This window comes from Variovorax glucosi, from assembly GCF_051216695.1.
Lineage (GTDB): Bacteria > Pseudomonadota > Gammaproteobacteria > Burkholderiales > Burkholderiaceae_C > Variovorax.
In genome coordinates this window covers 796,583-809,915 of sequence record NZ_JBPJZE010000001.1, presented here as the reverse complement: position 1 = coordinate 809,915, position 13,333 = coordinate 796,583, and the positions used below count along the sequence as shown (strand labels likewise).

Below are 13,333 nucleotides of genomic sequence, written 5' to 3'. Positions count from 1 at the left end.
TCTTGTATCCAAGATCACCATGTACTTTTCCGGAGCATTTCCATGAGCCAGATCAATCGCCGCGATTCCCTCAAATCCATCGCCGCGCTCGGCGTAGCCGGCACGCTCGGCGGCTGGAGCGCGCTTGCCGGCGCGCAGACCAAGCCGCTGACCATCGGCGTGATCTACGTCGGCCCGCGCGACGATTACGGCTACAACCAGGCCCACGCGCAGGCGGCAGCCGAAATCAAGAAGATGCCCGGCATCAAGGTGGTCGAGGAAGAGAACGTACCCGAAACCGCAGCCGTGCAGAAGACCATGACCGGCATGATCCAGCAGGACGGCGCCAAGCTGCTGTTCCCGACCTCGTACGGTTACTTCGATCCGCATCTGCTGGCCGTGGCGGCCAAGAACCCGGACGTGCGCTTCTCGCACTGCGGCGGTCTCTGGACCGAATCGATGCCCAAGAACGCCGGCAGCTTCTTCGGCTACATCGAGGAATGCCAGTTCCTGAACGGCGTCGTCGCGGCGCACATGACCAAGAGCAACAAGATCGCATTCGTCGCGGCCAAGCCGATTCCGCAGGTGCTGCGCAACATCAACGCCTTCACGCTCGGCGCACGCTCGGTCAAGCCCGGCATCACCTGCAGCGTGATCTTCACCGGCGACTGGTCGATGGCAGTCAAGGAAGCCGAAGCCACGAACAGCCTGGCCGACCAGGGCTGCGACGTTTTCACGATGCATGTCGACGGCCCTAAGGTCGTCGTCGAGACCGCAGCCAAGCGCGGCAAGATGGTCTGCGGCTACCACGCGAGCCAGGCCAAGCTGGCGCCGCAGGCTTACCTCACCGGCGCGGAATGGAACTGGATGACCGCGTACAAGACGATCATCGAAGCGGCGCAGACCGGCAAGCCGCATCCCAACTTCCTGCGCGGCGGCCTGAAGGACGGCTACGTGAAGATGTCGGCGTACGGACCTGCCGTGACCGATGCAGCCAAGAAGCAGGCCGACGGCATCAAGGCGCAGATGATCGCCGGCAGCTTCGACATCTTCAAGGGACCGCTGAAGGACAACAAGGGCAAGGAAATCATCGCAGCGGGCAAGGTCCAGAAGCAGACCGATCTCGAGCTGGAAAAGATGAACTACTTGGTCGAAGGCGTGCTGGGCTCGGTCTGATCGCGAGCCGATTCCCATGCCCACCGCGCTGAAAGAGATCGCCTATCCGGTGTTCGCCATCGCGGCGGCATTGCTGCTGTTCGGTTTGCTCGGTGCGCTGGCGGGCGTCGATCCGGTGGACGTCTGGACGACGCTCTTCACCGGTGCGTTCGGCAGCTGGTTCTCCTGGCAGAACACGCTGCAGCGCGCGGCGCCGTTGATGCTCACTGCGCTTTGCGTGGCGATCCCGGCGCGCGCCGGGCTGATCATCATCGGCGGCGAGGGCGCTGTCGTGCTGGGCGGATTGGCCTGCGCAGCGCTGCCTTACGTGTTGCCGTTGCCGGGCAACGTGGTCGGCACGGTCATCGTCTGCATCGCGGCTGCGGCGGCGGGTGCGCTCTGGATCATGCTGGCCGGCTGGCTGCGGCAATTTCGCGGAATCAACGAGACGATCAGCAGCCTGTTGCTTGCGTATATCGCCATCGGACTGTTCAAGCATCTCGTCGAAGGGCCGTTGCGCGATCCGGCAAGCCTGAACAAGCCTGCGACATATTCGCTGCCCGAAGGCCTGCTGATCGGTGGCATCGGCGGGTCGGACATTCACTGGGGGCTGGCGATCGGTGTCGTCGCATGCATCGGCATGGGGCTGTGGCTGCGCATGACGACCTCTGGCTTTGCGGTGCGGGTGGTGGGCGGCAATCCAAGGACGGCGCAGCTGGTGGGCTTGCCGGCGACGCGGCTGATCTTGACGGCCTGCGGGGTCGGCGGTGCGTGTGCGGGCGTGGCCGGCGCGGTAGAGGTTGCGGCGGTGCACACCAACGCCAACGCGTCGCTGATCGCGGGTTACGGCTACGCGGGCATCCTGGTGTCGTTCATCGCACGGCACAACCCGGCGGCGATCGTTCCCGTGGCGATTCTGTTCGGCGGCTTCGGGGCGGCAGGTAGCTTGCTGCAGCGGCGGCTGGGGTTGCCGGATGCGTCTGTGCTGGTGCTGCAGGGGATTGCTTTCGTGCTGATCCTGGCGAGCGAGGGGTTGCGGACTGTGGATTGGGGGCGTGTTCGTTCATTTGCCAGCCGGGGGAGGGGAGCCCCCATCCCGGCCTTCCCCCGGAAGGGGAAGGAGGAAATCCGATGACTGTCGATCAATGGATTGCGCTGGTCGCGGGAATCGTCGGCGGTGCGTTGCGTGTCGGTGCACCGTTCCTGTTCGTGAGTCTGGGCGAATGCCTGACCGAAAAGTCGGGCCGAATCAACCTCGGTCTTGAGGGCGTGCTGGTGCTTTCGGCGATGGCGGCGTTCGGCGGCGCCTATTACTTCGACTCGCCCTGGGCCGGCGTGCTGGTCGGCGCGGCTGCCGGCGCGCTGCTGGCATTGCTCCACGGTCTGCTGTGCTCGCTGGAGCGCGTCAATGATGTCGCGACCGGCATCGCGCTAATGCTGTTCGGCACCGGCCTCGCGTTCTATCTCGGCAAGCCGCTGATCCAGCCGCAGGCGCCGCAGATTCCGGCCATTCCGCTCGGCTTCTGGAGCGACAACCCGGTGGTGCGATCTGCGTTGCAACTCAATGCGCTGGTGCCTATCGGGCTGCTGATCGCGGTATTCCTGTACTGGGGGTTCGCCCGCACGCGCGCCGGTCTGCTGGTGCGCATGGCGGGCGATTCGGCCAACGCGACGCGCGCTCTGGGTTACTCGGTGTCGGCCATCCGCATCGCAGCGACGACGGCGGGCGGCGCCATCGCGGGGCTCGGCGGTGCGTCGCTCACGCTGTTCTATCCGGGCAGCTGGAACGAGGGCATCTCCAGCGGGCAGGGCCTGATCGCGGTCGCGCTGGTCATCTTCGCGCGCTGGAGTCCGCTGCGATGCGTCGGCGCGGCGTTCCTATTCGGCGGCGCGGGGGCGATCGGCCCGGCGCTGCAATCGATCGGCGTCGGCTGGGGCTATCACCTGTTCAATACGGTGCCCTATGTGCTGACGCTGGTGATCCTGGTCTTTACCTGCAAACCCGGCAGCGTCGCCATCGGCAGCCCGGGCGAGCTTTCATCCACTAGATAAGGACGACACCCATGAGCGGTTTCGGTGGTCTCAACAAGTCGGCGCACGGCGTCGTCATCGGGCTGGTTCAGCTGCAGTTGCCGGTGGTCCGCACAGCCGAGGATCTGGCTGCGCAGACGCAGCGGATCGTCGACATGGTCGGCAAGGCGCGGCGCAACCAGGGCACGATGGACCTGGTCGTGTTCCCGGAGTATTCGCTGCACGGCCTGTCGATGGACACGTCGCCGGAAATCATGTGCACGCTCGACGGCCCCGAGGTCGCGGCCTTCCGCAAGGCCTGCATCGACAACACGATCTGGGGCTGCTTCTCGATCATGGAAGCCAACCCCGACGGCAATCCGTACAACAGCGGCCTGATCGTCGACGACACCGGCGCCATCCGCCTCTACTACCGCAAGATGCATCCGTGGGTGCCGGTCGAGCCGTGGGAGCCGGGCAACCTGGGCGTACCGGTCTGCGACGGACCGAACGGCAGCAAGCTCTCGCTCATCATCTGCCACGACGGCATGCTGCCCGAAATGGCGCGCGAGGCCGCGTACAAGGGTGCGGAAATCATCATCCGCACCGCCGGCTACACCGCGCCGATCCGCCATGCCTGGAAGATCACCAACCAGGCCAATGCCTTCTGCAACCTGGCCTACACGGCGAGTGTCTGCATGTGCGGCAGCGACGGCAGTTTCGACTCGATGGGCGAGGGCATGTTCTGCAACTTCGACGGCACGGTGATGGTCGAGGGCGGCGGGCGCGTCGACGAGATCGTCACCTGCGAACTGCGTCCCGATCTGGTGCGCGAAGCCCGCACCGGCTGGGGCGTCGAGAACAACATCTACCAGCTCTATCACCGCGGCTATGTCGCCGTGAAGGGCGGCGCGCAGGACTTTCCGTACACCTACATGCAGGACATGGCCGCCGGCCGCTACAAGCTGCCGTGGAGCGACGAAGTGAAGGTGGTCGACGGCAGTTCCTGCGGTTTCGTTCCGCCCGTGCGCGCTTATGCAGGTGCCGGTACGCATCCGCTGGTGCCTCGCGTGCCGGCTTCGGTGCCCGACATTCCGCAGGACCCCGATTCGAAACATCGCAGAGCGACGGGTACCTGACCCGATGACGACCATTGCCGCCCAACCCTACGCATGGCCGTACAACGGCGACCTGCGTCCGCAGAACACCGCGCTGGTCGTCATCGACATGCAGACCGATTTCTGCGGCAAGGGCGGCTATGTCGATGTGATGGGCTACGACCTGTCGCTGGTCCAGGCGCCGATCGAGCCGATCGCGCGCGTCATGGCGCGCATGCGCGAACTCGGTTTCCACATCATCCACACGCGCGAAGGGCATCGGCCCGACCTCGCCGACCTGCCGGCCAACAAGCGCTGGCGGTCACGGCAGATCGGCGCGGCGGGCGTCGGCATCGGCGACGACGGGCCGTGCGGGCGAATTCTGGTGCGCGGCGAGCCAGGCTGGGAAATCATTCCGGCACTGGCGCCGCTGCCCGGGGAAGTCGTCATCGACAAGCCGGGCAAGGGATCTTTTTACGCGACCGACCTCGAACTCATCTTGCGCACGCGCGGTATCGAGAACCTGATCCTCACCGGCATCACGACCGACGTCTGCGTCCACACCACGATGCGCGACGCCAACGATCGCGGCTTCGAATGCCTGCTGCTGTCCGACTGCACCGCTGCGACGGACCACGGCAACCATCTCGCGGCGCTGAAGATGATCACGATGCAGGGCGGCGTGTTCGGCGCGCATGCGGATTCGGCGGCGCTGCTGGCGGCGCTCTAGAGCCCAAGGACACAATGCGCGACGAAGTCACGACCCCCATCGGCGCCTTGCCTACCGCCACGGGCGCACTCGCGCTCGATACCTACCAGCTCACCAAGCGATTCGGCAGCTTCACCGCGATGGACAGCGTGACAATGCGCGTCGAGCCCGGCACGGTGCATGCACTGCTTGGCGAGAACGGCGCGGGCAAGAGCACGCTGGTGAAGTGCGTGGCAGGCTTCCAGAGGGCGGAAGAGGGCAGCATCCTGATCGATGGGCGCGAGCACGACATCGCAAATCCGGTCGTCGCGCGCCAACTCGGCATCGGCATGGTCTACCAGCACTTCACGCTCGCGCCAGGCATGACGGTGGCCGAAAATTTGTTGATGGCCGGCGGCAAGACGCCCGCGCTGATCGACTGGAAGAAGAAGCGCGCGGAGCTTGAGGCGTTTCTCGCGACCACGCCGTTCAGCCTCGATCTCGATGTGACGCCGTCGTCGCTCGCGGCCGGCGAAAAGCAGAAGCTGGAACTTCTCAAGCAGCTCTATCTGCGCCCGCGATTGCTGATCCTCGACGAGCCGACTTCCGTGCTGACGCCGCAGGAAGCCGATGAGGTCCTGGGCCATGTCCGCGACTTCGCCAGGAGCGGCATGTGCACCGTTCTCATCATCACGCACAAGTTTCGTGAAGTGATGGCGTACGCCGACAGCGTGACGGTGCTGCGGCGCGGGAAAGCGGTGCACCACTGCCGCGTCGACCAGACCAGCCCGGCGCAGCTGGCGGCGTCGATGATGGGCGAGGGTGCGGGCGCGCCGCCGCTCGAAATCGACGCGCCCGCCGTGCGCACCGGGCGTGCCTTGCACACCATGAAAGCGCTGGCGGCGAATGCGCCGGTCGCGCTCCATGTCGACCGACTGCAAGCGATGGGCGACCGCGGCACGCTGGCCGTGCACGACCTCAGTCTTTCGGTTAAGGCAGGAGAAATTCTCGGCGTGGCCGGCGTGTCGGGCAACGGACAGCGGGAACTCGTCGAGGCGCTGGTCGGACAGCGCGCACGTCTGTCCGGCAAGGTCACGGTGATGGGCAAGCCCTATGCGGCCAGCCGTGCCGAGAACCGCGAACTCAAGGTGCGCAGCCTGCCCGAAGAGCCGTTGCGCAATGCGTGTGTCGGCGACCTGAGCGTGGCCGAGAACATGGCGCTGCGCGATTTCGATCGGCCACCGCTCGCACGCGGCGGGTTGCTGAATTTTCCGGCCTGGCGCAGCCGGGCGCGCGAGTGGATTGCCGAGTACGGAGTCAAGACGCAGGGCGAGGGAGCGCCGATCCGCAGCCTTTCCGGCGGCAACGTGCAGCGCGCGGTGCTGGCGCGCGAACTGGCAGGCGACATCAACGTGCTGATCGCTGCGAATCCGGTGTTCGGACTCGACTTCGCTGCCGTGGCGGAAATCCATTCACGCATCGTGCAGGTTCGGGAGAAAGGCGGTGCTGTACTGCTGATCAGCGAAGACCTCGACGAGCTGCTGGAGCTTTCGGACCGCATCGTCGTGATGAGCGAAGGGCGGGTTGTGTTCGAAACGGCTGCCGCGACGGCCGAGCGTCACGTGCTGGGTGCCCACATGGGCGGAGGAAATCACTGATGCGCATCGAAGAAGCCCGGCCGTTTCCCTACGATTTCGAAGTGAAGACGACGGCGCTCGTCCTCATCGACTTCCAGCGCGACTTCATGGAGCCCGGCGGTTTCGGCGACACGCTGGGCAACGACGTTTCGCTGCTTCAGGCCATCGTGCCTGCGACACGACGCATGCTCGAAACGTGGCGCAATGCAGGTGGTTGTGTCGTGCACACACGCGAGGCGCATCGCCCGGACCTTTCGGACTGTCCGCCGGCCAAGCGCGATCGCGGCAACCCGACGCTGCGCATCGGTGATGCCGGGCCAATGGGGCGCATCCTGATCGTCGGCGAGCCGGGAAGCCAGATCGTCGAGGCGCTGGCGCCGGTCGACGGCGAACTGGTTATCGACAAGCCGGGCAAGGGCGCTTTCTACGCCACCGGATTGCAGGCCGTGCTGCAGGAGCGCGGCATCACGCATCTGCTGTTCGGCGGCGTGACGACCGAAGTCTGCGTGCAGACCAGCATGCGCGAGGCCAACGACCGCGGCTACGAATGCCTGCTGATCGAGGACTGCACCGAAAGCTACTTTCCTGCGTTCAAGGATGCGACGGTCGAGATGATCCGCGCGCAAGGCGGCATCGTCGGCTGGACGGCGACCAGCGCAGAGGCGATCGCCGCGCTCGGCGACTAATATCGCCCCGTGTCTACCGTCCGCTCAGCCCCCGTCATCGCCGCCGATCCCGCCGTCTTCCGCACTCGCGCGGCCGAGGTCTATGCGCAACTCAAGCGCGACGTCGCCGAGTTCAAGCTCGTGCCCGGCGACCGCTTCACCGAAAACGAAATCAGCGAACGGCTAGGCGTTTCGCGTACGCCGGTGCGGCAGGCGCTGTTCAGGCTGCAGCAGGAAGGTTTTGTCGAAGTGCTGTTCCGCAGCGGCTGGCGTGTGCTGCCGTTCGACTTCGACCAATTCGAGCAGTTCTACGACCTGCGGATGATCCTGGAGACCACTGCCGTACATCGCCTGTGCGAAACCGACCGTCACATCGACCGCACGGCGATCGACGGTCTGGCCGATATCTGGCTGGTGCCCGAGGCGCAACGCAGCAGCGCCACGGCTCAGGTCGCTAAGTGGGATGAAGAATTCCACTGCACGCTGGTCGCCGCCGCCGGCAACGCCGAAATGGCCCGCGTGCACCGCGAGGTGACCGACCGCATCCGCATCATCCGGCGGCTCGATTTCACGCAGCAGCCGCGCATCGACGCGACTTACGACGAGCACGCGAAGATCCTCAAGGCCGTGCTCGCCAATCGCGGAGACCAGGCAGCGATGTTGCTGCGGGCGCATATCGAGACTAGCCAGGCGGAGGTGCGGAAGATCACGCTGCATCAGGTGCACATGGCGCGGCATGCGGCCAGTTAGCGCCGGCTGGGCGCCGTTGCGGATGGTGTAGACTTGCAATCCAGTTTTCGCAAGACAATTGATGTGCATGGGATAACGGCGCGATAGCAAAGCGGTTATGCAACGGATTGCAAATCCGTGTAGCCCGGTTCGACTCCGGGTCGCGCCTCCAACTCCCAACGCGTTCTCAGCGATCCGTCGCCAGTTCCGCAACCGGCTTGCGCCGCGTCAGTCGGTTCCCCAATGCGATACCCGGTTTTTCGACCCACAGCATCACGAGATGGGCGAACAGATAGACCCCGGGAACGACAAAGACCAGCATCGCGCACACCCGCGCGAACGGACTCAGGTCGATCAGCCAACCATGCGTCAGGATCAGCCCGAAGCCCGCGATGAAAAAGCCGTGGAACAGGTAAACGCTATATGAAGTCTCGGCAGTGAACCTGACCAGACGTCCCTGCAGCAACGACGTCAGCGCCGAAGGCAGGCGACCGGCATGCTCGAGTCGCGCGCCTATGAACAGCACTGCATACAGAACATAGGATCGCCAGACGCTCGATGGATCGAGCGCTATCAGCGCGCATCCTGCGGCGAAAAGCGCCAAAGCATAACGACCACGCGCGGCGACTGCGGTGAATGCGAGCATGCCCGCCATGAAGGTCTGCAACTTGAACAGCAGCAGAGCGGGCTCCTGCCATAGCGGGCGCAAGCCAGGAATGAATCGCCATGCAAGCGCGGCCAGAACCAGCGCCACGAGGATCATCCCGAACCGACGCATGGCGAGCACGAGCAGCGGGAAAACGGCATAGAACTGCATCTCCAGGCTCAGGCTCCAGTCGGGCAGGAACGTGGCCCATGAATACGCCGGATGCAGGCCGAACAGAAAGCTGAGATGGAGCAGCACGTTTTCTGCCGTGTAGTGAATGAGCATCGGCGCATAGCTCGTATCCGTTCCCCAGCGTTCCGGATCCAATACCCGGAATTCCTGATAACCGTTGAGGTAGTAATTGCTGAACGTCACCGCGCAGAACAGGGACAGGTAATAGGCCGGCGCGATCCGAAAGAACCGTCGCCACCAGAACCGTCGCCACGAAAAGTCGCGCGGCGTCGCGGCATCTTTGGCGTAGCCGGTCGACGCCATCATCACGAAGCCGGAAAGCATCATGAACAGATCGACAGCGAGTTTCGGGTTGGGCAACCATCGCCAATAAGCGCCGCCCCAGATCATGCAATGCGTCACCACCACCCACAGGGCAGCGAATGCCCGCAGGAAGCTCATGGTGTGGTACGTGCGATCGGCGCTCAGGCCGCGGCTATTGGTCGGGGTGGAATAGTCGACCGCATTTGGCGTTTGGTTGGGTGTCATCGAGGGCTAGTTCGAGTGTTTTTATGTTTTTGAACACTGGCAAGGACATTTAAGAGTCCTCTTTGGCATTGAAAAAACTTGTAATTCTTGAGAATTAATTTAGCTCATTTCCTGCCGGACCGGAAGGTCGACTTGATGCTGGTCTCGTTAGACCGCTTTTCGTATAAGCAAGCAAAAAATCAGTCGTTCCGAATCCGATTCGGCACTCCTAAAGTGACTGTTCCGATCCCCACGGATCACATCAGTCACTGATTTCATGCCGGCAGTTCTTTCCCCGCAAGCCACCAGCGCACCAGCCCAGACCTTCGAAGTCCGTCCGTTCGACGCCCCCGTAGGCGCGGAAATCATCGGTCTCGACATCGCAAAGCCGATCAACGACGCTGATTTCGCGCGCATCCATCGCGCGCATCTCGATCACCATGTCGTCGTCTTCCGCGACCAGCGGATCACCCCCGCCGCGCACGTCGAATTCAGCCGCCGTTTCGGCCCGCTCGAAATCCACGTGCTCCACCAGTTCCAGTTGCCCCAACAACCCGAGATCCTCATCGTTTCCAACATCAAGGAAAACGGCGAGCCGATAGGTCTGGGCGACGCGGGTGTCTACTGGCACTCGGACATCTCGTACAAGCCGAAGCCCAGCCTGGGTTCGCTGCTTCATGCGCAGGAACTGCCGTCAGAGGGCGGAGACACGCTTTTCGCCGACCAGCACCTGGCATGGGAGGCGCTGAGCCCGGCGCTGCAGCAGCGCATCCTGCCGCTCAAGGCGACTCACAGCTATCTCGCCAAGTACGAGGAACTGCGCGCAAAGAATCCGTGGCGGCCGAAGCTGTCGCAGGACCAGATCGATCAGGTCGCGCCAGCCGTGCAGCCGGTGGTACGCACGCATCCGGAAACGGGCCGCAAGGCGCTTTTCGTCAGCGAACATTTCACGACCGGCATCGTCGGTCTGCCGAAGGAGGAGGGCGATGCGCTGCTGGCCGAGCTGTTTGCGCACAGCGTGAAGCCGGAGTTCGTCTATCGCCATGCGTGGAAGCCGCACGACCTCGTGTTCTGGGACAACCGTTCGCTGATGCATCTGGCGGCCGGTACGCCCGATCACCTGCGCCGCAAGCTCTATCGCACGACGGTGATCGGCGACACGCCGCGCTGATCCATCACCGACGCCGAACCCCAGTTTTCAGGACACCGATTCCATGAACCGCTTCAAACGCACCGCCGTATCTCTTCTCGCCGGCGCGACCCTCTTCACTGCCGGCCTCGTCGCCCATGCCGAAGGCCAGATTCGCATCGCCGAGCAGTTCGGCATCGTCTATCTGCTGCTCAACGTCGCGCAGGACCAGAAGCTGATCGAGAAGCATGCCAAGGCCGAAGGCGTCGATGCCAAGGTCGAATGGGTGAAGCTTTCGGGCGGCTCGGCTGTGAACGACGCGCTGCTCTCCGGGAACATCGAAATCGCCGGCGCCGGCGTCGGTCCGCTGCTGACGATCTGGGACCGCACCAAGGGCCGGCAGAACGTGAAGGGCGTGGCGTCGCTCGGCAACTTCCCGTACTACCTGGTCAGCAACAACCCGGCGGTGAAGACGATCGCCGATTTCACCGACAAGGACCGCATCGCGGTGCCGGCCGTCGGCGTGTCGGTGCAGTCGCGCGTGCTGCAGCTCGCGTCGGCCAAGCTGTGGGGCGACAAGGACTTCGCGAAGCTCGACAAGATCAGCGTCGCGGTGCCGCATCCCGATGCTGCGGCGGCGATCATCAAGGGCGGTACCGAGATCACCGGGCACTTCGGTAATCCGCCCTTCCAGGAGCAGGAGCTGGAAGGCAATCCGAAAGCGCACATCGTGCTCAAGTCGTACGACGTGCTCGGCGGTCCGTCGTCGGCCACCGTGCTGTACGCGACCGAAAAATGGCGCAGCGAGAACCCGAAGACGTACAAGGCTTTCGTTGCAGCGCTCGACGAAGCGGCTGCGTTCGTCACCGCTAATCCCGAGAAGGCGGCGGACATCTACATCAGGGTCAGCAACGCGAAGATCGACCGCAACCTGCTGCTGAAGATCATCAAGAACCCCGAAGTGCAGTTCAAGACGACGCCGCAGAACACCTACCCGCTGGCCGAGTTCATGCACCGCGTGGGCGCGATCAAGAACAAGCCGGCTTCGGCGAAGGATTATTTCTTCGACGATGCGCACAACGCTGCCAGCAACTGATGCGCACCGCAAATTTGCGTACGGGTATTGGCTCCTTCCCCCTCCGGGGGAAGGCTGGGATGGGGGCCGCACCCGTCACCCACGTCGCAACGAAGCCAGCGCTGCCGGCCCCCACCCCAGCCCTCCCCCGGGAGGGGAGGGAGCAAGCCCCGCTTCTGCAAGTCGACAACGTCAGCCTCGAATACCGCACGCCGGAGCGTGTCGTCCGCGCGACGCATCGCGTGAGCTTCGATCTGCACGAGGCCGACCGCTTCGTGCTGCTCGGCCCGTCGGGCTGCGGCAAATCGACGTTGCTGAAGGCGATCGGCGGCTTCATTCCGCCGGTCGAAGGTGAGATCCGGCTCGACGGCCGACGCGTGACCGCGCCGGGGCCGGACCGCATCGTCGTATTCCAGGAGTTCGACCAGCTGCCGCCGTGGAAGACTGTGAAGCAGAACGTGATGTTTCCGCTGCTTGCCTCGCGCACTCTGGGTCGCAAGGAAGCCGCCGAGCGCGCGCTGCACTACCTCGACAAGGTCGGGCTGGCGCCGTTCGCCGATGTGCATCCGCACCAGCTTTCGGGCGGCATGAAGCAACGTGTGGCAATTGCACGCGCGCTGGCGATGCAGCCGCGCGTTCTGCTCATGGACGAGCCTTTCGCCGCGCTGGACGCGCTCACGCGCCGCAAGATGCAGGAAGAATTGCTCGAACTGTGGGACGACGTGCGCTTCACGCTGCTGTTCGTCACGCATTCGATCGAGGAAGCGCTGGTGGTCGGCAACCGCATCGCATTGCTGTCGCCGCATCCGGGCCGCATGCGCGCCGAAATCAACAGCCACGATTTCACGCTCGCGAGCCAGGGCGGCGTCGAATTCCAGGCGGCTGCGCAACGCATCCACAACATGCTTTTCGAGGAAACGGTCGAACACTCGGAAAAGAGGCTGGTCGCATGAACGCCGCCGTCAATCCGCCGATCCGGCCCGAGTACGAGAACCGGCTGGAAGTTTTCACCGAAGTTCCGGTCGAGCGATCGCTGCCGTTCGCCACGCGCGTCTGGGCGCAGGGATGGTTGCGCAAGGGGCTTATCCTTGTCGCGCTCGCCGTGATCTGGGAGATCGCCGCGCGCTGGCAGGACAACGACCTGCTGTTGCCGACTTTCCTGGCCACTGCGCGGGCGCTTGTCGACGGCATCGCCAGCGGCGAACTGATCAACAAGGTACGGATTTCGATGGCGGTGCTGTTGCAGGGCTACATCGCAGGGGTACTGCTGGCTTTCGGGCTGACCACGCTGGCAGTGTCGACGCAGATCGGACGCGACCTGCTGGGCACGCTGACGTCGATGTTCAACCCGCTGCCGGCCATCGCGCTGCTGCCGCTGGCCTTGCTCTGGTTCGGGCTTGGGCGCGGCAGCCTCGTCTTCGTGCTGATCCACTCGGTGCTCTGGCCGCTGGCGCTCAACACTTACGCGGGCTTCCAGGGCGTGCCCGAGACGCTGCGGATGGCAGGGCGCAATTACGGGCTGAAGGGGTTGCGCTATGTGCTGCAGATCCTGGTGCCGGCTGCGCTGCCGGCCATCCTGTCGGGGCTGAAGATCGGCTGGGCCTTTGCCTGGCGCACGCTGATCGCGGCCGAACTCGTGTTCGGCGCATCGTCGGGGCAGGGCGGACTCGGCTGGTACATCTTCCAGAACCGCAACGAGCTCTACACCGACAAGGTGTTCGCCGGCCTCGCAATGGTGGTGCTGATCGGGCTGGCCGTCGAAAGCCTTGGTTTCGCGACGCTGGAGCGGCTGACGATCAGGAAATGGGGCCAGCAGCGCTGAAA

General features: G+C 64.3%; 13 protein-coding genes and 1 tRNA gene. 13 read left to right on the top strand and 1 reads right to left on the bottom strand.

Translation table 11 applies throughout. The annotated features are described in order from the left end of the window. Nucleotides 1–42 precede the first annotated feature (42 nt). The 9 genes from ACSFA3_RS03900 (at nucleotide 43) to ACSFA3_RS03860 (ending at nucleotide 8,132) form a co-directional block, all read left to right on the top strand. Nucleotides 43–1,155, top strand: coding sequence for a BMP family ABC transporter substrate-binding protein (locus tag ACSFA3_RS03900; RefSeq protein ID WP_435504077.1), 1,113 nt, complete (start codon nucleotides 43–45; stop codon nucleotides 1,153–1,155). 16 nt (nucleotides 1,156–1,171) lie between these two features. Continuing rightward, nucleotides 1,172–2,269 carry an ABC transporter permease gene (locus ACSFA3_RS03895; RefSeq protein ID WP_435504076.1) on the top strand — a complete coding sequence of 366 codons (1,098 nt, stop codon included), beginning with the start codon at nucleotides 1,172–1,174 and terminating at the stop codon, nucleotides 2,267–2,269. Continuing rightward, nucleotides 2,266–3,186: an ABC transporter permease gene (locus tag ACSFA3_RS03890; RefSeq protein WP_435504075.1), complete on the top strand. Its 921-nt coding sequence runs from the start codon at nucleotides 2,266–2,268 to the stop codon at nucleotides 3,184–3,186. Before ACSFA3_RS03895 ends, ACSFA3_RS03890 begins: the two co-directional genes overlap by 4 nt. A gap of 11 nt (nucleotides 3,187–3,197) precedes the next feature. Next, complete coding sequence (locus ACSFA3_RS03885; protein ID WP_435504074.1) at nucleotides 3,198–4,283, top strand: formamidase; 1,086 nt, start codon at nucleotides 3,198–3,200, stop codon at nucleotides 4,281–4,283. A 4-nt stretch (nucleotides 4,284–4,287) separates the two neighbouring features. Continuing rightward, a complete protein-coding gene (gene biuH, locus ACSFA3_RS03880; RefSeq protein WP_435504073.1) occupies nucleotides 4,288–4,971 on the top strand; it encodes a biuret amidohydrolase in 684 nt (227 codons plus the stop codon). A 14-nt stretch (nucleotides 4,972–4,985) separates the two neighbouring features. Then, nucleotides 4,986–6,587 (top strand): ABC transporter ATP-binding protein, encoded by a 1,602-nt coding sequence (locus ACSFA3_RS03875; protein ID WP_435504072.1) that lies wholly within the window; start codon nucleotides 4,986–4,988, stop codon nucleotides 6,585–6,587. Further along, complete coding sequence (locus ACSFA3_RS03870) at nucleotides 6,587–7,252, top strand: cysteine hydrolase family protein (RefSeq protein ID WP_435504071.1); 666 nt, start codon at nucleotides 6,587–6,589, stop codon at nucleotides 7,250–7,252. The genes ACSFA3_RS03875 and ACSFA3_RS03870 overlap by 1 nt, the downstream gene beginning before the upstream one ends. Nucleotides 7,253–7,261: 9 nt before the next feature. Then, the gene (locus ACSFA3_RS03865) at nucleotides 7,262–7,981 is read left to right on the top strand and encodes a GntR family transcriptional regulator (RefSeq protein WP_435504070.1); all 720 of its coding nucleotides are present in this window, start codon (nucleotides 7,262–7,264) and stop codon (nucleotides 7,979–7,981) included. Nucleotides 7,982–8,058: 77 nt separating this feature from the next. Continuing rightward, a tRNA-Cys gene (locus ACSFA3_RS03860) sits at nucleotides 8,059–8,132 on the top strand. A gap of 15 nt (nucleotides 8,133–8,147) precedes the next feature. Here the strand turns inward: ACSFA3_RS03860 and ACSFA3_RS03855 are convergent. Further along, on the bottom strand, nucleotides 8,148–9,326 hold the full coding sequence (locus ACSFA3_RS03855) for an acyltransferase family protein (RefSeq protein ID WP_435504069.1): 1,179 nt from the start codon (nucleotides 9,324–9,326) through the stop codon (nucleotides 8,148–8,150). 256 nt (nucleotides 9,327–9,582) lie between these two features. On the opposite strand from ACSFA3_RS03855, the gene ACSFA3_RS03850 reads away from it, so the two are divergent. The 4 genes from ACSFA3_RS03850 to ACSFA3_RS03835 are packed head-to-tail and all read left to right on the top strand — an operon-like array spanning nucleotide 9,583 to nucleotide 13,331. Beyond that, on the top strand, nucleotides 9,583–10,476 hold the full coding sequence (locus tag ACSFA3_RS03850; protein ID WP_435504068.1) for a TauD/TfdA dioxygenase family protein: 894 nt from the start codon (nucleotides 9,583–9,585) through the stop codon (nucleotides 10,474–10,476). Between the two features lie 43 nt (nucleotides 10,477–10,519). Next, a complete protein-coding gene (locus ACSFA3_RS03845; protein WP_435504067.1) occupies nucleotides 10,520–11,530 on the top strand; it encodes an ABC transporter substrate-binding protein in 1,011 nt (336 codons plus the stop codon). A 59-nt stretch (nucleotides 11,531–11,589) separates the two neighbouring features. Continuing rightward, entirely contained in the window at nucleotides 11,590–12,462 is an 873-nt protein-coding gene (locus ACSFA3_RS03840; RefSeq protein WP_435504066.1) for an ABC transporter ATP-binding protein, read from the top strand. Beyond that, nucleotides 12,459–13,331 carry an ABC transporter permease gene (locus ACSFA3_RS03835; protein WP_435504065.1) on the top strand — a complete coding sequence of 291 codons (873 nt, stop codon included), beginning with the start codon at nucleotides 12,459–12,461 and terminating at the stop codon, nucleotides 13,329–13,331. The genes ACSFA3_RS03840 and ACSFA3_RS03835 overlap by 4 nt, the downstream gene beginning before the upstream one ends. The last annotated feature ends 2 nt before the right edge of the window (nucleotides 13,332–13,333 follow it).

What these genes read in the sequence shown, in the direction of transcription:
- ACSFA3_RS03900 (WP_435504077.1), top strand. Translation starts at nt 43, where the DNA reads ATGAGCCAGATCAATCGCCGCGATTCCCTCAAATCCATCGCCGCGCTC.
- ACSFA3_RS03895 (WP_435504076.1), top strand. Translation starts at nt 1,172, where the DNA reads ATGCCCACCGCGCTGAAAGAGATCGCCTATCCGGTGTTCGCCATCGCG.
- ACSFA3_RS03890 (WP_435504075.1), top strand. Translation starts at nt 2,266, where the DNA reads ATGACTGTCGATCAATGGATTGCGCTGGTCGCGGGAATCGTCGGCGGT.
- ACSFA3_RS03885 (WP_435504074.1), top strand. Translation starts at nt 3,198, where the DNA reads ATGAGCGGTTTCGGTGGTCTCAACAAGTCGGCGCACGGCGTCGTCATC.
- biuH (WP_435504073.1), top strand. Translation starts at nt 4,288, where the DNA reads ATGACGACCATTGCCGCCCAACCCTACGCATGGCCGTACAACGGCGAC.
- ACSFA3_RS03875 (WP_435504072.1), top strand. Translation starts at nt 4,986, where the DNA reads ATGCGCGACGAAGTCACGACCCCCATCGGCGCCTTGCCTACCGCCACG.
- ACSFA3_RS03870 (WP_435504071.1), top strand. Translation starts at nt 6,587, where the DNA reads ATGCGCATCGAAGAAGCCCGGCCGTTTCCCTACGATTTCGAAGTGAAG.
- ACSFA3_RS03855 (WP_435504069.1), bottom strand. Translation starts at nt 9,326, where the DNA reads ATGACACCCAACCAAACGCCAAATGCGGTCGACTATTCCACCCCGACC.
- ACSFA3_RS03850 (WP_435504068.1), top strand. Translation starts at nt 9,583, where the DNA reads ATGCCGGCAGTTCTTTCCCCGCAAGCCACCAGCGCACCAGCCCAGACC.
- ACSFA3_RS03845 (WP_435504067.1), top strand. Translation starts at nt 10,520, where the DNA reads ATGAACCGCTTCAAACGCACCGCCGTATCTCTTCTCGCCGGCGCGACC.
- ACSFA3_RS03840 (WP_435504066.1), top strand. Translation starts at nt 11,590, where the DNA reads ATGGGGGCCGCACCCGTCACCCACGTCGCAACGAAGCCAGCGCTGCCG.
- ACSFA3_RS03835 (WP_435504065.1), top strand. Translation starts at nt 12,459, where the DNA reads ATGAACGCCGCCGTCAATCCGCCGATCCGGCCCGAGTACGAGAACCGG.